Source organism: uncultured Bacteroides sp., from assembly GCF_958445495.1.
In the GTDB taxonomy this organism is placed as follows: domain Bacteria; phylum Bacteroidota; class Bacteroidia; order Bacteroidales; family Bacteroidaceae; genus Bacteroides.
In genome coordinates this window covers 1-18,018 of the sequence record NZ_CAUCSQ010000071.1, presented here as the reverse complement: position 1 = coordinate 18,018, position 18,018 = coordinate 1, and the positions used below count along the sequence as shown (strand labels likewise).

Genomic DNA, 18,018 nt, shown 5'->3' with positions numbered 1-18,018 from the left:
TGCAAAAGTAGGGACTTTACCGGTACAATCCAAATTTAAGGACTGATTTTTTTCGCTTTTTTTTGAAGAAAAAGGGTAAAGCGTTGAGGACTAGCAAGGTGAAGGGGAACTTTTTTTTTACGGGAGGGAAGGAAAGGGAAAAAAGGGGAAGAGGGGACACATTATTATATTAGGGGGAAGAAAAGGAGGAAGGGGAAGGACAGGCGGAAAAGTACGGGGAAAAACGGGTATGCACGGAAAGAAGCGGACGGAAGGAAAAAGCCGGAGTGTGCTAAAATGACAACCCATACAGGAATTACAAAGGGACAGGTGAACTTGTTCAGGTTTAAAAAAATATCGGGTAAACCAGCTTAGGTATAACAAGTGAAGTTGGCAACTTAATCCTGTACAGTACACATTACAGGGCTTTATTCGTCATCAAATAAGGGGAACGGAAGTTTCAACGCCGAGAAACTGGAGTTTCAACAGTTAGAAACTATAGTTTCATAAGCAAGAAACTTTAGTTTCCTTTTAAACGAAACTAAAGTTTCAAGCGGTAGAAACTACAGTTTCAAGCAATGGAAACCAGAGTTTCAAGCCGACGAAACTACCGTTTCAAAAGGACGGAACAGAATATTCACTAAGGAAATAAAAGAAATGGCTATATATCAACACATTACAGAAAAAGGAAGGATGCAGGGGAAAAAAACACGCACGCATGTGAAAGGCGGAAGTTGAAGGATTAACGGAAAAACGATACCGCTACAGGAAAACCGGTCTGCCAAACATACCGCGGACATCTGCAGGCCGGCTTTCCTCACAATTATGGCTCACAGGATTACAAAAATATACCCTGATTTCTTGATGATGCATGAAAGGGGGCCCGAAAAACGACCTACTCCGCCGGGCAATCAAAAGAAACATGCAACCCCAAAAAATAATCCGGCACTTATCGCATCATAAACAAAATTGTGGATAATACCATATCAGCTTTGGTACTATCCACAATTTTGTGCAAATGGAAACGAGGTTCAGAGGTAAGAGAACTTATATCTGGATTCTGTTGATACTATAAAATATAGTCTTTCATCAAATTCCGCATAGCTTTATGTGTGAATATGCTTTTTAGACTATTATTACCTCACTAATCAATTAATTCTATAATAATAAATAACTGATATATTTATATTTAGCAACATTATAACTGGCCCAAGCATCCCTGCGCCTAATCTTAAAACAATTCGTATTCAATAAAAATAATGAAAAAGAATCATTAAGCAATCTCCAATCTGATAAAAGGCTTGGATTATTCCGAACCTCTTTGCTATATCTCGGAATATATGATTCGCCTGACTTCCGGCTGGCAGCTAGGATGGCTCATCACCAAAACATAAGTTCCATATCCGGGAACCGCCAAAACAAGCGGCTGCGACTCAAACTTATACTTACCAACCAATTTTCCCTGTGAATCATATAAGAATATCATTGTACCTGTCAAGACTTCCGACAAGCATAGAGTTCGTTTCTCATTATCAAGATGAATTATCACCTTTTTATTTGTTATCATATTTTATACCTCATGTACTATAAGTTACTGACAAAGATACGAAAAAGCAACTATAATTTACTATATAAGATACAAAATATTCATGCAATCTAAGATTACTTAAAGAAAATAAAGCACAATCACGTCACAAAAGGAGCTGTTCCACAAGTCAGCTCTTTAATTCTAAACTTATAACCTGATATCTATAAAGAAATGTCATTCAAAAACTTGAAATTACCTTTTTCCTGTCAGGGAATGAGAGTAATTCCAAGTCCTTTTTACTTTTAAACTGCAGATAACAAATAAGGGGCTATTCGATTACAGCCCCTTTTTCACATCGTAAATTACCGGAAAGGTTATTTTTCATCTTCCACAGCCTCTTCCGCTGTTTCTGCTTTCGGCTTGAATTCTGTAATTCCGTTAGAAATTAATATATTATACCAAGAAATCAATTTTTTGATGTCAGCCACATATACACGGTCACGGTCAAAATTCGGCAACACCTCAGCCAAATATTCGCGCAATTGTTCTGAATCGGCTTTTTTAGGGTCTAAAGAAGCTACTGCTGATTTCTCTTTTTCCTTCATAGCTTCCAACACATCACACAAAGGCACCTCCTCATCATCCGTGTACATTGCTATGTCTGCCAGAGAGATAATCTTTTCATTGCCATAAGCGGGAGAACGCTTTTTATCGGCATTGATTGATTCTACAATCAGCATATTTTTTCCTTGAGAAATAAGTTTGTACAATCCCGGCCTGCCGGAGATAGACAAGATAGTTTTCAACATAGTATATATCCTTTAATTTATTAATTATTTTTTAGCGTCGCAAAGGTAATGATTATTTTTAGATAGCAAAGAAATAAGCTTTAAAACCTGTGGAATTAACGGCGCCTTATCATCATTCATTATCACAAAATCCGCCTGATTCCGTTTGTCTTCATCACTCATTTGCGCCTCTATACGTTTTAAGACCTGTTCTCTCGACGAGCAATCACGCCTCACGGCTCGTTCTACCCTCACCTCCAAAGGAGCATAGACCATGACAAGAAAATCGACTTCATCCCTGAAACCGGCTTCTATAAGTATGGCGGACTCCATACCGACCAATTGGTTTTCATTCCGACAAGCGGCCCATCGACGAAAATCGTTCTTCACCTGGGGATGAATAAGAGCATTCACCGCTTTCACATGTTCCGGACATCCGAACATATATGACGCCAACAAAGAACGCTCCAATTTTCCGTCACGGAACACTTCCCTGCCGACCAACGCACAAAGTCCCCGACGAATCACTTCGTCAGTACAGGTAATGCGTTTCGCCTCCGTGTCCGAAATATAGACAGGAACCCCCATTGTCTCCAACAACCGGGAAACAACACTTTTTCCACTACCGATACCGCCGGTTATACCAATTTTAATCGCCATCTGATGATGAGGTCTGTTCTATCAGGAAATCAACCTGTTCGGGTACAATACGAATCTGATTAATCCCAATCGGAAAAGATTTTAACTTAACCGTGTATTTGTCAGATCCGAGCTTCAAGAGTTCTTCATAAGAAACATTAATCACAAAATCGCTTGCCTTAATGCTACGGAAACGTTTCAATCCTACCTGAAAAGTAATCTGGACTTTTGAGGGGAAAGCACGCAACACCTTATCAGCCGGGAAATTAACTCCATGCAACGGCACTTCCACCGTTTTCTCCGTATAAATATCTACAGGGAATACCATTTCAACCGAGCTAGGGACGAATTTCACACCTTTCAACGGAGCCAAAGCTATCCGCCGCCGAGTGGTATCCGATATGTTCTCCAAGCTAATCTTCTGAGTATAGGCGGCAGTGATAGTGTCTAAAATCCCCTCCGGAGCATATACCAATACCGAATCCGGATTGCAAATCGAATCTGAGACATAATATTGAAGTCCGGCGGTCACCTTCCCTTGAAGGCGGACCGGCACGAGCCTGGATTTTCCTTCGGAATAAATATACTCCAAGGTATCGGGTTTCACCGAAAGAATTTTAGAAGATACGTTTAACTGACTCAATATCTTTTTCTCAAAATCCGACGCATAAATCTTCACATGATTGTCTTTTCCTTTATAGTCGGCAAAGCTCAGATTGACCGGGAAGAAACTTTTTCCCAACATATAATTAAGGAGTACCGTTCCTTTATCTTTCACCCGGACCCGAAGCTCGGAAGGAGGTTCCGAAGTCAGCACTACGTTATTCGGAAGGTCTTTCATCCGCACCGGAATAGAGAATTCCGCTTCATAATCATTGTTTAAAGTCTGGAGCAACCAGAATCCGCCGGCTATCAGAAAGAAAAATAAAAAAATTAAGAACTCCCTGCTCTTATCACTAAGCAGGAAGTCCTTAATTTCTCTAGACAATTTTAAATATGTGTACCTTATTTTCCTACGATCAAGCATAGGCATGCCTATCTTTTTTACTTAGATTGATTATTAGCAGCCGAGGCATCTGCGAAAATAGAATTTTTATCTATCTTTATCTTTACGTTGGAAGCTATTTCAAGCACGATATAATCGTCGTTAATTTCCTTAATCGTTCCATGAATGCCACCGGCGGTAATAACCGATTGATTCACCTGAAGAGATTTACGGAAATTGGCTATTTCTTTTTGTTTCTTATTTTGAGGACGAATCATAAAGAAATACATGATAACAAACATTGCTATCAGCATGATCCACATCATACTTCCACCTCCGGCAGCACCGGCAGGAGCTTGCAATAATACAGTCAATACGTTCATAAATAATCTGTTTTAGTTTCTACTATATGGACAAAGGTATCAGTTTTTAGTCAACTTACCTTCTTTTTTTAATTGATTAACTATTCCATCCAGCGTACCGTTGATAAAGCTACCGCTTTTAGCTGTGCTATACAACTTCGCTATCTCTACATATTCATTTAACGAAACACTGACCGGAATGTTCGGGAAACTAAGAATTTCTGCTAATGCAGTCTGCATAATGATAACGTCCATAAATGCAATACGGTCCAGATCCCAATTTTTTGTATTCTCACTAACCAAATGACGGTAATAGTCGGAATTCAAAATAGTACGACGGAACAGACGACGTGCAAACTCTTGATCTTCGTCATCCTTAAATTCCGGAAGCAGTTCCTGGTTGGCACCCTTCTTTTCATCAAAACGTTTGATCGTTTTCAGGACGAATGTATCTACAATTTCTTTGTCATCATTCCAATACAGACTCTGATCTTCCAATACCTGATCGAGAGAATCATTATTAAAGATGTATGTTTTATAGAGTTTTCTCCATAATTCACGATCGGCCTCGTATGAGTGGTCGTCAGAAGCCATATAATCTTTATAGATATCGGTTTCTACAATTTTCTCATAAAGTTCCTTGATGAAGTCCTGGTCGTTTGCCCAGGTTCTTTTTTGATTGGCTATAAACTCTACCAATTGCTTATTGACTTCCAATTGAGCAATAAACTTGTTATCTACGAACTTCCTGTTGGGATACAACTCCTCTTTCGTAGGTGCCAATTTAGCTTTTGCCGCATCAATACGTTTTTGTGCATACTCTGTCAATGCTATCATCAGCATTAGCAAATAATTATAAAGGTCATACGCCTTTGAAAGACTAAAGAATAACTCTTTCTCCGCTGAGTCTAGATTTTTGCTGCCATTTTGATAATAGGCATATACTATTTGTATAATCTTAAGACGAATAAGAACTCTGTTGATCATAATTCAAATTAATACTGTTGTTATCGAACTGCAAAAGTAGATATTTTTAATGAGTTTCCACTAATAAATCACATTTTTTAATGCAGTATTTGATTCTCTGCGCTTTTTCTTTTGACAGTTTAAAAAAAATATCCAATTTTGAAGCCGATTATAAACGGACCGAAATATATGGAAGATTTAAAAAAGAAAATGAGCGTAGACATGAATGATAAGGAGATAGTATTCTCCAAGTCCATCAAAGCAGGTAAACGTATCTATTACCTCGATGTCAAAAAGAATCGTAAAGACGAGATGTTTCTCGCAATTACAGAAAGCAAGAAGGTGATAATGGGAGAAGGCGATGACTCGCAGGTGAGCTTTGAGAAGCACAAAATCTTTTTATACAGAGAAGACTTTCAAAAGTTCATGGCAGGCCTGACGGAGGCGATTAATTTTATCGACCGTAACGATACGAGTGACTATTCCAGCCATTTCAATGAAGCGGCGGACGTAAAAAAAGAGCAGGCCGGCATCGGGGAAGAAGCAAAAGAAGAAAAATTGGGAAGTGAAATCAAGATTGATATAGATTTTTAAAGAAAGAACTCTTTGATATATCAAAAAAAAACGGTACTTTTGCCCCGCTTTTTTGCAGCATTGTGTGATAATCACATCGTGTAATGGTGAATTAAGCAAACTAACTTAATTTAGAGTAACACAAATTTTAAAGAAATGAAATCAATTGAAGTAAAAGGAACTGTAAGAACAATTGCAGAACGCTCTTCAGAACAAGCAAGGGCTTTGAAAGAAATTCGTAAAAACGGCGGTGTGCCCTGCGTACTTTACGGAGGTGATGAGGTGATTCACTTCACTGTGACCAACGAAGGACTTCGAAACCTGGTTTATACTCCGCACATTTACGTAGTAGACTTGGTTATCGACGGTAAAAAAGTAAATGCCATCCTGAAAGATATCCAATTCCACCCGGTAAAAGATACGATCCTGCACGTTGACTTCTATCAGATTGACGAATCCAAGCCTATCGTAATGGAAGTTCCCGTACAGTTGGAAGGACTTGCAGAAGGTGTGAAAGCCGGTGGTAAGCTTGCTTTGCAGATGCGTAAGCTCAAAGTGAAAGCATTGTATAATGTAATTCCTGAAAAACTGACTATCAATGTTTCCCACCTGGGTCTGGGTAAGACTGTAAAAGTTGGTGAATTGAGTTTTGAAGGTCTCGAATTGATGAATGCTAAAGAGGCTGTTGTATGTGCTGTTAAGTTGACTCGTGCTGCAAGAGGTGCAGCAGCGGCAGCCGGCAAATAATCGGAAGCTATCCCTGTAAAAAGGAGATATATTTCAAACGCAGATTAATGCAGATTAAAGCAGATGTTGAGTCTGCAACAGTTTGTATTAATCTGCGTTTTATTTTACAAACAGTTTGACAGATAAGCAATGATAAAATATTTAATTGCCGGATTGGGAAACATCGGTTCCGAGTACCATGAAACACGCCACAATATCGGATTCATGGCGGTAGAAGCATTAGCGAGAATCAACAATGCTCCTCCTTTCATCGACGGACGCTATGGGTTCACCACCAGCTTTTCAATCAAGGGAAGGCAGTTAATTCTGCTAAAACCTTCCACTTTCATGAATCTAAGCGGACTTGCTGTCCGTTACTGGATGCAGAAAGAAAACATTCCATTGGAAAATGTGTTGATAGTAGTGGATGATTTGTCTCTTCCTTTCGGCACTTTGCGCCTGAAAGGAAAAGGGAGTGACGCCGGACATAACGGCCTGAAACATATCGCCGCCACACTGGGAACCCAGAACTATGCCCGTTTGCGATTCGGTATCGGCAACGATTTCCCGCGTGGAGGACAGATTGATTATGTACTCGGACATTTCACGGAAGAAGACTGGAAAACAATGGATGAAAGACTAGAAACAGCGGGAGAAATCATCAAAAGTTTCTGCCTGGCCGGAATAGACATCACGATGAACCAGTTCAACAAAAAATAGATATATTTATCCTCTGCCATCTGCAAATTGATTTTGCGGATGGTGAATGAATGTTTCACATTTTTATATCAGAGATATGGCCGAAGCCAGAATAGACAAATGGATGTGGGCAGTACGCATCTTCAAGACACGCACAATTGCGGCAGAAGCTTGCAAGAAGGGACGTGTCACAATGAACGGTTCACAAATCAAAGCTGCCCGTATGGTGAAACCGGGAGATATAATTCAAGTAAGAAAACCGCCTGTCACATACTCATTCAAAGTGTTGCAGGCAATTGAAAAGCGTGTAGGTGCAAAAGTCGTACCGGAGATGATGGAAAACGTAACGACTCCCGACCAGTATGAATTGCTGGAAATGAGCAAAATCAGCGGATTCGTTGACCGTGCACGAGGGACCGGACGTCCTACCAAAAAGGACCGGAGGAGTCTGGAAGAGTTTACAACTCCGGAATTTATGGATGACTTTGATTTTGAGTTCGATTTCGATGATGAGAAATGACCGGAGTACTGCCGGTCCATCTCTACAAGTCATGATGGAGCAAGAATAGAACGAGGATATTCAGCAAATACACCCGCCTCATATCTTGCCCATCCCAGAGACTATTCATAAAAAGACAAAGAGGGGATTTCTGAATCTTTTCGTCGCGTTTGTCTTTGCTGACGGATAAGCGAGAACAAAACAATATCCATATATCGTGAACCGTCATTGCAAATACAGGGCTTAGAAAGCCCATTGGATTATCCGGTTTCCGATGTGTAAAATGCGGAAATGAAATATTTTCCAGGGTCTTTATGACAAGAATTCAGGGTTGTTCCACATTTTGATGCTGAAACTTTATGCAACAGTATAACTGTCAATATTATACTATGAAGAAGAGTAAATGCCCGTAAAAGGGCAAACTTACTCTTCAACAAATCCCATACATGTGGAATTCCCTGAACATTCCTACTCATTGAATTTCAAAAAGGCAGGATGTATTGAATCCCGATTCTTCACCAGATTCCAGAATACGGATTTTTCGGAATATCCCCAGCCTGCAAAAACCGGGAGATTTTCCGGAAATACCGATTTAAAGATTGGCCTTCACCGCATCAATCAATTCCTGATATTCCGCATCTGTCAGATAAACTTTCCCCGGATTCATCTGGAACGTTCCCCCATAATCGGGACCGTCTACATATTTGGGGGCCAAATGGAAATGCAGATGAGACAACTTATCCGAATAAGCACCATAATTAATCTTTTCCGGCCGAAAGGCTTTCTGCATGGCACGAGTGACCCGTACGACATCCGCCATGAAGGCATTACGGTCTTCGTCACTCAGTTCATTCAAATCATCCACATGCTCTTTATAGGCAACGAGACAACGCCCGCGGTAAGTTTGTTCTTTAAAAAGAAATACACGTGATACGCTTAACTCTGCAATCTCAATCATCAGATTGTGCAACGTTTCGTTGTTCTGACAATACAGACATTCTTTAGACTCGCTCTTCATGATATAATATTTTATGTTTTAACGGAACAAAAATAGGTATTCCACCTCTATTCCATCTGTATTTTTTCATCTTTTTGCCCGATTAATTGGTACACATTCTCTTTTTCTCCTACTACCCAGACCACATCCCCCTCAACAAGCGGCACATTCACATCCGGTACCATCAATGTACCGTCTTTATTTTCCACTCCGGCTATCATGCAATGATACTTATCACGAATACCTGACTCACGAATCGTCTTTCCCAGAAAAACGGATTCCGCATCTATGATAAACTGTTTTAAAGTCATTTCACTCTTCTCATAGACATCCCATTCTATTTTTGTTCCGTTCTGCATGGCTTCATTGAAAACACCCAACTGTTCGTCTGTCCCTATAACCTGTATCTTATCCAACGGGAACAAACGAATGGAACCGCCGGGAATATTGATTCTTCTCTTTCCCCGAAGAATGGAGGCTACATGCACACCGTACGTCTTCCCAAGATTCAACTCCATCAGCGTTTTACCTGCCCACGGGGATTCTCCGGGAATTTCCATATCGGCAAGATGCAAATCGTGCGACAACAAACGTCCGGCATATTCCGGCTTCTTCTCTCCCAGATATTCAGCACGCACTTCCCTAGAACGCAGATTCTGGAAAAAGCGCCGTTCAATCGATATGGACTGTTTCTTCAAACGGCGGGACCATACCATTAACGACACGATGAGTACGGCGACACCCGTCACCAATCCGATAGACGCCTTGAACAATCCCGATATTACAAAAATTACGAACAGCACCGCTATCATGATGCGTATGACGATTGTGGAGACCAACGGAGCGCGGTTGGCACGGTTGGCATGCCATAAGGTCATGAATTCCGCCGAATGATTCTTCTTTACCATAATGGCACGCAAGAACGGAGCAATGCAGAGAATGATAAAAGCAGCCCCAAGTAATGACGCCCAAAAATGAGGCAGATTTTCCCTGAAAAACGGAACAACAAAACGAAAGGCAAGAGCGATTACAGAGATGCTGACAATAGAATAAACAACCGTAATGCGTACCATTGCCACCAAAAGCTTCTTCCACAGACTCTCATGGTTAAGCGCTGTCTGCGAACCGGACGAATAACGCATTAAGAACTTCCTCCATGATTCCGGCAAACGGGCATCGACAAAGGTAGAAGCCGGCTCTGCCAGACGAATCATATAAGGAGTGAGGAATGTAGTAATTACGGAAACCGCCACCACTATCGGATATAAAAAATCACTTGTCACATGCAGAGAAACTCCCAAAGAAGCTATAATGAAGGCAAATTCACCGATTTGTGTCAAACTGAAACCGCATTGCATGGCTGTTTTCAGCGGTTTGCCGGAAAGGACTACCCCGAATGTGCCGAAAGTGGCTTGTCCCACTATCACCGCAAGAGTTATTACTAGAATAGGGACGGCATACTCCACAATCATAACGGGCTCCACCATCATGCCGACCGATACGAAAAAGATAGCTCCGAAAAGGTCTTTTACCGGTTTTACCAAACGGTCGATAGATTCAGCCTCAACTGTTTCCGCCAGAATAGACCCCATGATAAAAGCTCCGAAAGCTGCGGAAAAACCGGTATGGGCCGCTACCGTTACCATGCCGAAACATAACGCCAGCGATACGATAAGCAAAGTTTCTTCTCCCATTAATTTCCGGCAACGTTTCAAGAATTCCGGAATCAGATAGATGCCTACGACAAACCACAGGATTAGGAAAAATAGCAGTTTCCCAATACTCTCCAACATTTCCGTACCCTCAAAATTATGGCTTACCGCCATTGTAGAAAGCATTACCATCAATACAATAGCCAGAATATCCTCCAGAATCAAAATACTCAATACAAGCCCGGTAAACTGTTTTTTTCTTAATCCTAAATCATCAAAAGCCTTATATATAATAGTAGTAGACGACATGGCAATCATACCGCCCAGGAACAGGCAATCCATCCGATGCCAGCCGAATCCCATACCGACACCGATTCCCAACAGTATCATACAGAAAATAATAGTGCAGGCGGCTATGATGGCAGAACCTCCCACCTTGACTATTTTCTTAAAACTAAATTCCAACCCAAGGGCGAACAATAAAAAAATAACTCCGATATCCGCCCAGGTCTTGATATTAGCGGTATCCATTACTGAAGGCGTATAAGGCATGTGCGGACTGGCTAAAAATCCGGCAACCACATATCCTAGCACCAAAGGTTGCTTCAACTTCTTGAACAACAAAGTCATAACGCCGGCACAAATCAGTATGAGTGCAAGATCGGCAATAAGAGTAGGTAATTGAGACATTTATAACAGGGTATTTGCTGACAAAAATACAACATTTCTATGTTAGAAGCAACACTTTAACAGTTCTTGTTTTCACTCGGCTGCCATAAAAACAACCAGCCCCGGACAATACAAGGCTTGTCCGGGGCTGATAATGCTATGATATGTATCAATCAAATATGTCTCTTCTATCCGGAATGCCGGAAAAATCATTCTCATTTCCTGAAAGGTGGTTTCACGACTAGAGCTTTCAGCTTGCGTCCCCGCATATCGATACAAATCTCAGTACCGGCTTTGCTATACTCCGGCTTTACATACCCCATGCCGATACCTATCTTACGTGTAGGCGACATAGTGCCGGAAGTAACTGTCCCTATCTTCTCTCCTTCCGGATTTACCAACTCATAACCATGACGGGGAATTCCCCGGTCGACCATTTCAAAGCCGACCAACTTACGAGCCGTTCCTTCCGCCTTTTGTTTTTCCAACATAGCCCGGTTAATGAAGTCTTTGCCTTCGACAAATTTAGTAATCCATCCTAATCCGGCCTCTATCGGTGAAGTCGTATCGTCCAAATCATTGCCGTACAAACAGAACCCCATTTCCAGCCGAAGGGTATCACGCGCCCCCAAACCGACAGGTTTGATGCCAAACTCTTCACCTGCTTCAAAAACGGCTTTCCAAATAATATCAGCGACATCCGGATAAAAATAGAGTTCGAAACCTCCCGCTCCCGTATAACCGGTATTGGAAATAATCACATTGTCCACACCTGCCAATTTCCCGACTTTAAAAGTATAATACGGAACGGAGGATAAATCAATGTCCGTCAACTTCTGCAAAGCAAGAATCGCTTTCGGCCCCTGCACGGCAAGCTGTGCCATATTATCCGAAGAATTTTCCAATTCCGCTCCTTCCGTGTTATGGGAAACACACCAGTTCCAATCCTTCTCTATATTGGCTGCATTAACCACCAACAGATACTTTTCCGGTTCGTAATGGTACACCAGCAAATCATCTACAATACCGCCGTCTTCATTGGGAAAACAAGTATATTGTATCTTACCGGGAACTAATGCCGCCACATTATTGGAAGTGACTTTTTGAAGAAAAGCCAACGCACCGGGACCTTTCACCCAGAATTCTCCCATGTGGGACACATCAAATACGCCGACTGCATTGCAAACAGTCAGATGTTCGTCAATAATACCGGAATACTCAATCGGCATGTTATAACCGGCAAACTCATGCATCTTAGCACCCAGTGCTATATGCTTCTCTGTAAACGGGGTGGTTTTCATAAATATCTGTTTTAAGTATTAAATCAAAAATATCTACCGAAACTATTATAAATATCCTATCTGGAGGCTACCAGTTCAGCAATCTTCACGATAACATTCATCGCTTTTTCCATGCTTTGGACAGGTACGAACTCATACCGCCCGTGAAAATTCAAACCTCCGGCAAAAATATTCGGGCACGGCAAACCTTTAAAAGAAAGTTGGGCGCCATCCGTACCTCCACGAATAGGTTTCACATTCGGCTTCACGCCTACAGCCTCCATCGCCGCAAAAGCCGTGTCGATGATATGCATCACCGGTTCTATCTTCTCACGCATATTATAATATTGATCACGCAATTCCAAAATTACCGTACCTTCACCGTATTCGGCATTCATCCGGGCAACCAGACGTTCCATTTCTTTCTTGCGTTCTTCAAATCCGGCACGGTCATGGTCACGGATGATATAAGAAACCGTACTTTGTTCTACTTCTCCCTGAATACCTGTCAGGTGATAGAATCCTTCATAACCGGCCGTATGCTCCGGCCTTTCCGAAGAAGGCAACATTGTTATAAACCGATTGGCAAGATAAATAGAATTAATCATTTTATCTTTGGCATATCCCGGATGCACGTTACGCCCTTTAAATGTAATTTTAGCAGCCGCAGCATTGAAATTTTCAAACTCCAGTTCTCCTACTTCACCGCCGTCCATCGTATATCCCCACTCGCAACCGAATTTCTCTACATCAAATTTATGGGCGCCTTCACCGATTTCTTCATCCGGATTAAAACCTATACGAATCTTTCCATGCTTGATTTCCGGATGTTCTTTCAAATATACGACCGCCGATACAATCTCCGCAATGCCGGCCTTATCGTCAGCACCCAACAAAGTCTTGCCATTGGTTACAATCAAATCCTCACCCGTATGTTCCAGTAATTCGGGAAACTGGGCAGGGGAAAGGACAATATTCTCTTCGGCACAAAGCACAATGTCCGAACCGTCATATTTCTCTACAATCCGCGGGGTCACATCTTTACCGCTCATATCGGGACTCGTATCCATGTGAGCTATGAACCCGATCGTGGGCACTTCTTTATCCGTATTGGCAGGAAGCGTGGCAAAAAGATAGCCATGTTCGTCCAACGTAATATCCTCCAAACCCAAAGATTCCAATTCAGCCTTTAAATATTCTGCAAATACCATTTGTTTCGGAGTACTAGGGGTAAGTCCGGTTGATTCGTCCGATTGCGTATCGAAGCTTACATACTTTAAAAATCTGTCTACTAAAGTCATTTTCATCTATGATTTAATTATTTACAATTTTCTATCTGACAGTTTACCGCTCAATAGTTTACAATGCCGTAAAGGTAAAAAAAGAGCCGTGAATTACAAAGCAATTCACGGCTCTTTTTTAATAGTATGCCGTTCTTCGGCAAGTTACATATTATTCTTCAAAAATGACTGCTACCGTCAAAACAATGGGTACAGACTTTACATTTTGGCAATCCAATTGCCTCAATCAAAGTTTCAAGCGTATTGAATTTCAAAGAAGTCAGCCCGAAACGTTCGGCGATAATGCCTACCATTTTCTCATATTCGGGTGAACCCGTAGTAGCATATTTCTCCAGATTCTTATTTTCATCGCCTTCCAACTCCTTAATGATACGGCGGGTTATCAGCTCCAACGCATTCTTCGAAGCGGAAAAACCGACAAACGGGCAAGCGTAAATCAGCGGCGGACAGGCGATACGCATATGCACTTCCTTCGCCCCGTAATCATACAAGATTTTCACGTTATCGCGCAACTGCGTCCCGCGGACGATTGAATCGTCACAGAATAACAAGCGTTTTCCCTGGAGCATGGCACGATTCGGAATAAGTTTCATTTTTGCCACGAGAGAACGCATTTCCTGATTGCTCGGCGTAAAGCTACGGGGCCATGTCGGCGTATATTTCGAGATGGCGCGATGGTAAGGCACTCCCTTTCCTTCGGCGTATCCCAACGCCATGCCTACCCCGGAATCCGGAATGCCACAGGCGCAATCGACTTCCGATTTATCCATCTGTCCCATTTTCAAGCCACTGGTGAAACGGACCTCTTCCACATTCCTCCCTTCATAACAGGAAGTTGGAAAACCGTAATACACCCACAAGAACGAACAAATCTGCATATCTTCGTTCGGTTTGCGAAGTTGCTCGACACGATCGGCATATATACGCACAATTTCTCCCGGTCCCAGATAACGGTCTATCTCATAGTCCAGATTAGGGAAACTGGACGATTCGCTGGTAGCAGCATAAGCTCCTTCCTTTTTCCCGATAACAATAGGAGTACGCCCCCACTGGTCACGAGCAGCAATAATACTCCCGTCTTCCGTCAACAGGAGCATGGAACATGAGCCTTTCAGATGTTTGAATACATTCTCGATGCCTTCGACGAAATTTTTTCCCTGGATAATCAGAAGCGCAATGAGTTCCGTTTGATTGGTGCTGCTCGAACTGAGCTCGGCGAAGTGCATATTTTGAGAGAGAAGTTCTTCTTCCAGTTCTTTAATATTAGTAACTTTTGCAACTGTCACAATGGCAAACCGTCCGAGATGGGAATTGATGACAATAGGTTGCGCGTCCGTATCGCTGATAATACCGATACCGGCATTCCCCTTGAACTTATCCAGCTCATCTTCAAACTTGGTACGGAAATAAGTACTTTCCAAATTGTGGATTGACCGGATGAACCCCCGTTCTTCGCTATAAGTGGCCAGTCCGCCCCGTTTGGTCCCCAAATGCGAATTATAATCTGTACCGTAGAATAAATCAGTCACGCAGCTCACTCGTGAGACTGTTCCGAAAAAACCTCCCATGTTGTTCTCTTTATTGATAATGTTTTAAAAAAGATGCGCAAAAGTACAAAAAAGAATCCGTCCGATAAAAAAAGTGTTCCGCAAAGTTTCGGTTTTCTTTGCGGAACGACAACTAATATTTATTAAAAGACAAAAATCCAAACAACAATCTCTTATCCGGATATCACTTCCATTTCTTTACCGTTTTCTTGTCGGCCGGTGTCGCTTCAATCAGACTCAATGCGAACCCTCCGCTCCGGGCAAGATTCACCGAAATCTTATTTTTTGAAGTGACAATGCCTTTTTTTATCCGGTAAGAAGTGGGATTCTTCTCAAAATCCGCATCTTTCCCGTCAGCATAAAGCGTAGCTACATATTGTTTCCCCGGTTCCAGAAAGTCAAGCGTAAAAGAAGCGGTACGGGCGTTTTCATCGGTGATGCCGCCGACAAACCAGTCTGCAGTACCTTTTGCCTTACGAGCCACAGTAATATAATCTCCCGGTTCTGCTTCCAGGTATTTACTGTCATCCCAATCCAGCGCCACGTCTTTGATAAATTGGAAAGCGTCCATATAACGCTCATAATTTTCGGGAAGGTCTGCCGCCATTTGCAAAGGACTGTACATCGTTACATAAAGCGCCAACTGTTTCGCTAAAGTAGTACGTACGAAACTGTGCTCGCCCGGCAGAAAAGAGATTTTGGTATCAAAAATACCAGGCGTATAATCCATCGGCCCGCCAATCTGACGGGTAAAAGGAAGCAAGGTTGTATGAAAAGGCTTGTTACCGGCAAAGGCTTCATATTCCGTACCGCGGGCAGACTCATTACCAATCAGATTCGGATAAGTACGGCACAACCCTGTCGGACGGACAGCTTCGTGTGCATTTACACAAATCTTATAATCAGCGGCCTTTTTCACAGCATATAGATAATGGTTATTCATCCACTGCCCGTAATGATGTTCACCGCGGGGGATAATATTACCTACATAACCGCTCTTCACTGCATTGTAGCCGTTGTCGGCCATAAACCGGTAAGCCTTATCCAGATGGCGTTCATAGTTACGGACAGAAGCGGAGGTTTCATGGTGCATCATCAATTTCACTCCTTTCTCCTTAGCATAGGCATTCAGCATTTTCACATCGAAATCCGGATATGGAGTGACGAAATCGAATACATAATCTTTCGATTTGCCGAACCAGTCTTCCCAACCTTCATTCCATCCTTCTACCAGCACCTGGTCAAAACCATGCTCGGAAGCGAAATCGATATAGCGTTTCACTTTTTCGTTATTAGCGGCATGACGTCCGTTCGGCTTCATTTCAGAATAATTCGTCTGCCCCAGTTGCACGGAATAAACATCATCCGTATATGCCCACGAGCTCTTTCCCGTAATCATCTCCCACCACACGCCGATATACTTCACTGGTTTAATCCATGAAACGTCCTCATACGCACAAGGTTCATTCAGATTCAACGTCAGCTTCGAGGAAAGGATGTCGCGGGCGTCATCACTGACAATGATTGTACGCCAAGGCGAACGGCAAGGTGTTTGCATATATCCTTTATTTCCCTGTGCATCAGGTGTCAGCCAAGATTCGAATACGAGTTTTTTATCATCAAGATTCAAATGCATGCAAGAATAATCCACCAAAGCCGCCTCATGAAGGTTGATATAAAGCCCGTCGGCTGTTTTCAACTGTAAAGAAGTCTGTACTCCCGTAGGCGAGAAAGAAGTCTGGGAGGCATTATCCGTAATCGCACCTTTCATTAAACTGCGGATTTCGGTCAATCTGGACTCCGTATAGTCATATTCCTGCGTATCATAATCACCGGGAATCCAAAACGCCGTATGGTCTCCCGTCATTGCAAACTGTGTATGTTCTTCCTTGATGATAAAGTAATTCAAGTTTTTTTGTTGCGGAAATTCATAACGAAACCCCAGACCGTCGTCATACAGGCGAAAGCAAATGGCAATGTTGCGGTTCTGCGCCTTTTGCTCCAATGTGACAACCATCTCATTATAATGATTACGGATAGATTTCACTTCTCCCCACACCGGTTCCCAAGTTTCGTCAAAAGCAGAAGTCCGAGTATCTGTTATGACAAAACCGTCCATCAAACCGGGGTCGTCTTTCAATTCCAATCCTAATTTTGAAGGCTTTATCACTTCTTTCCCTTTATAGGAAAGTTCATATACCGGTTCACCTTGTTCCGTCAAAGAAAAATTAAGTTTTAATTGCCCGTCAGGAGAAGCGATACCTTCGGCGCTTGCTGATGTACCTACGAAGAAAGAAAGTAGCAGGCAAGCCCATGTCACAGTCCATATTTTTACGTTTTTCATGATATAAAATGAGTTAGTTAATAATTGTACGGCAAAGATAGGCACGAAAGATAAGCACAGAATTTGTTTATAGATAAAATATAGAAGGCAGAGCTGTCAGTTTTTAGATAAACACCTAATTATAAACCGGATAACAAGATTGTCAAGAAGAAAAAATATAGTAACTTTACTTAATAAAACGACCTGGCTATATGCATATCTGCCACTTTTCTTTATCTTTGCGTATGATTATTTCTGTTTGTAAAGAAACGAATCTTTATATTATCAAGATTATGACACGATACCTTAAATTTATCATCTTATCCGTTTTTGCCGTATCAACTGCCAACATCACCTTTGCATTCAAATCGGCACTCCTTATGCCTTGCCCGTAAAAAACGGTCAAAAAAACAGGATGGCAAATAGACCGGCATGAATCCATGAGCTGTTTATTAAGAGGAGTTCTATAAATTAAAATATTGTAGTACAGTTGTTTATATGGTTC

Annotated in this window: 17 protein-coding genes; 4 read left to right on the top strand and 13 right to left on the bottom strand. The window is 41.9% G+C overall.

Features of this window, described 5'->3' with window-relative positions:
- Window positions 1-1,303 precede the first annotated feature (1,303 nt).
- From Q5076_RS16470 to nusB, 6 genes are all read right to left on the bottom strand, one after another.
- The gene (locus Q5076_RS16470) at window positions 1,304-1,546 is read right to left on the bottom strand and encodes a hypothetical protein (RefSeq protein WP_303014742.1); all 243 of its coding nucleotides are present in this window, start codon (window positions 1,544-1,546) and stop codon (window positions 1,304-1,306) included.
- 335 nt (window positions 1,547-1,881) lie between these two features.
- Window positions 1,882-2,316, bottom strand: coding sequence for a DUF5606 domain-containing protein (locus Q5076_RS16465; RefSeq protein WP_303014741.1), 435 nt, complete (start codon window positions 2,314-2,316; stop codon window positions 1,882-1,884).
- Between the two features lie 24 nt (window positions 2,317-2,340).
- Window positions 2,341-2,955 carry a dephospho-CoA kinase gene (coaE, locus tag Q5076_RS16460; RefSeq protein ID WP_303014740.1) on the bottom strand — a complete coding sequence of 205 codons (615 nt, stop codon included), beginning with the start codon at window positions 2,953-2,955 and terminating at the stop codon, window positions 2,341-2,343.
- Window positions 2,945-3,961 (bottom strand): YbbR-like domain-containing protein, encoded by a 1,017-nt coding sequence (locus Q5076_RS16455; protein WP_303014738.1) that lies wholly within the window; start codon window positions 3,959-3,961, stop codon window positions 2,945-2,947. Before Q5076_RS16455 ends, coaE begins: the two co-directional genes overlap by 11 nt.
- A 17-nt stretch (window positions 3,962-3,978) precedes the next feature.
- A complete protein-coding gene (gene yajC / locus Q5076_RS16450) occupies window positions 3,979-4,302 on the bottom strand; it encodes a preprotein translocase subunit YajC (RefSeq protein WP_303014737.1) in 324 nt (107 codons plus the stop codon).
- Between the two features lie 39 nt (window positions 4,303-4,341).
- Window positions 4,342-5,268, bottom strand: a complete 927-nt coding sequence (gene nusB, locus Q5076_RS16445; RefSeq protein ID WP_004302062.1) for a transcription antitermination factor NusB — start codon at window positions 5,266-5,268, stop codon at window positions 4,342-4,344.
- A gap of 168 nt (window positions 5,269-5,436) precedes the next feature.
- Here nusB and Q5076_RS16440 point away from each other — a divergent pair, with 168 nt between their 5' ends.
- The 4 genes from Q5076_RS16440 (at window position 5,437) to Q5076_RS16425 (ending at window position 7,765) form a co-directional block, all read left to right on the top strand.
- Window positions 5,437-5,841, top strand: coding sequence for a PUR family DNA/RNA-binding protein (locus Q5076_RS16440; protein ID WP_303014735.1), 405 nt, complete (start codon window positions 5,437-5,439; stop codon window positions 5,839-5,841).
- Between the two features lie 135 nt (window positions 5,842-5,976).
- Window positions 5,977-6,567, top strand: coding sequence for a 50S ribosomal protein L25/general stress protein Ctc (locus tag Q5076_RS16435; protein WP_303014733.1), 591 nt, complete (start codon window positions 5,977-5,979; stop codon window positions 6,565-6,567).
- A gap of 132 nt (window positions 6,568-6,699) precedes the next feature.
- Window positions 6,700-7,266, top strand: coding sequence for an aminoacyl-tRNA hydrolase (gene pth / locus Q5076_RS16430; RefSeq protein ID WP_303014746.1), 567 nt, complete (start codon window positions 6,700-6,702; stop codon window positions 7,264-7,266).
- 76 nt (window positions 7,267-7,342) lie between these two features.
- Complete coding sequence (locus Q5076_RS16425; RefSeq protein ID WP_303014732.1) at window positions 7,343-7,765, top strand: RNA-binding S4 domain-containing protein; 423 nt, start codon at window positions 7,343-7,345, stop codon at window positions 7,763-7,765.
- A 571-nt stretch (window positions 7,766-8,336) separates the two neighbouring features.
- On the opposite strand, the gene Q5076_RS16420 is transcribed toward Q5076_RS16425, so the two are convergent.
- The 7 genes from Q5076_RS16420 to Q5076_RS16390 form a co-directional block, all read right to left on the bottom strand.
- On the bottom strand, window positions 8,337-8,762 hold the full coding sequence (locus tag Q5076_RS16420; protein ID WP_303014731.1) for an HIT family protein: 426 nt from the start codon (window positions 8,760-8,762) through the stop codon (window positions 8,337-8,339).
- Window positions 8,763-8,809: 47 nt separating this feature from the next.
- The gene (locus tag Q5076_RS16415) at window positions 8,810-11,083 is read right to left on the bottom strand and encodes a cation:proton antiporter (RefSeq protein ID WP_303014730.1); all 2,274 of its coding nucleotides are present in this window, start codon (window positions 11,081-11,083) and stop codon (window positions 8,810-8,812) included.
- Between the two features lie 194 nt (window positions 11,084-11,277).
- Window positions 11,278-12,363 (bottom strand): glycine cleavage system aminomethyltransferase GcvT, encoded by a 1,086-nt coding sequence (gene gcvT, locus Q5076_RS16410; protein WP_303014729.1) that lies wholly within the window; start codon window positions 12,361-12,363, stop codon window positions 11,278-11,280.
- A 56-nt stretch (window positions 12,364-12,419) separates the two neighbouring features.
- Window positions 12,420-13,643 (bottom strand): peptidase T, encoded by a 1,224-nt coding sequence (gene pepT / locus Q5076_RS16405; RefSeq protein ID WP_303014744.1) that lies wholly within the window; start codon window positions 13,641-13,643, stop codon window positions 12,420-12,422.
- A gap of 158 nt (window positions 13,644-13,801) precedes the next feature.
- The gene (locus Q5076_RS16400) at window positions 13,802-15,211 is read right to left on the bottom strand and encodes an amidophosphoribosyltransferase (protein WP_303014728.1); all 1,410 of its coding nucleotides are present in this window, start codon (window positions 15,209-15,211) and stop codon (window positions 13,802-13,804) included.
- Between the two features lie 163 nt (window positions 15,212-15,374).
- On the bottom strand, window positions 15,375-17,534 hold the full coding sequence (locus Q5076_RS16395; protein WP_303014727.1) for a glycoside hydrolase family 97 protein: 2,160 nt from the start codon (window positions 17,532-17,534) through the stop codon (window positions 15,375-15,377).
- 256 nt (window positions 17,535-17,790) lie between these two features.
- On the bottom strand, window positions 17,791-18,018 hold a 228-nt coding region (locus Q5076_RS16390; RefSeq protein ID WP_303014726.1), incomplete at its 5' end, for a hypothetical protein.

Coding starts and splice junctions, on each gene's coding strand:
- Q5076_RS16425 (WP_303014732.1), top strand. CDS start 7,343: ATGGCCGAAGCCAGAATAGACAAATGGATGTGGGCAGTACGCATCTTC.
- yajC (WP_303014737.1), bottom strand. CDS start 4,302: ATGAACGTATTGACTGTATTATTGCAAGCTCCTGCCGGTGCTGCCGGA.
- Q5076_RS16440 (WP_303014735.1), top strand. CDS start 5,437: ATGGAAGATTTAAAAAAGAAAATGAGCGTAGACATGAATGATAAGGAG.
- pepT (WP_303014744.1), bottom strand. CDS start 13,643: ATGACTTTAGTAGACAGATTTTTAAAGTATGTAAGCTTCGATACGCAA.
- Q5076_RS16415 (WP_303014730.1), bottom strand. CDS start 11,083: ATGTCTCAATTACCTACTCTTATTGCCGATCTTGCACTCATACTGATT.
- Q5076_RS16435 (WP_303014733.1), top strand. CDS start 5,977: ATGAAATCAATTGAAGTAAAAGGAACTGTAAGAACAATTGCAGAACGC.
- Q5076_RS16470 (WP_303014742.1), bottom strand. CDS start 1,546: ATGATAACAAATAAAAAGGTGATAATTCATCTTGATAATGAGAAACGA.
- Q5076_RS16420 (WP_303014731.1), bottom strand. CDS start 8,762: ATGAAGAGCGAGTCTAAAGAATGTCTGTATTGTCAGAACAACGAAACG.
- Q5076_RS16395 (WP_303014727.1), bottom strand. CDS start 17,534: ATGAAAAACGTAAAAATATGGACTGTGACATGGGCTTGCCTGCTACTT.
- coaE (WP_303014740.1), bottom strand. CDS start 2,955: ATGGCGATTAAAATTGGTATAACCGGCGGTATCGGTAGTGGAAAAAGT.
- Q5076_RS16465 (WP_303014741.1), bottom strand. CDS start 2,316: ATGTTGAAAACTATCTTGTCTATCTCCGGCAGGCCGGGATTGTACAAA.
- Q5076_RS16400 (WP_303014728.1), bottom strand. CDS start 15,211: ATGGGAGGTTTTTTCGGAACAGTCTCACGAGTGAGCTGCGTGACTGAT.
- nusB (WP_004302062.1), bottom strand. CDS start 5,268: ATGATCAACAGAGTTCTTATTCGTCTTAAGATTATACAAATAGTATAT.
- Q5076_RS16455 (WP_303014738.1), bottom strand. CDS start 3,961: ATGCTTGATCGTAGGAAAATAAGGTACACATATTTAAAATTGTCTAGA.
- gcvT (WP_303014729.1), bottom strand. CDS start 12,363: ATGAAAACCACCCCGTTTACAGAGAAGCATATAGCACTGGGTGCTAAG.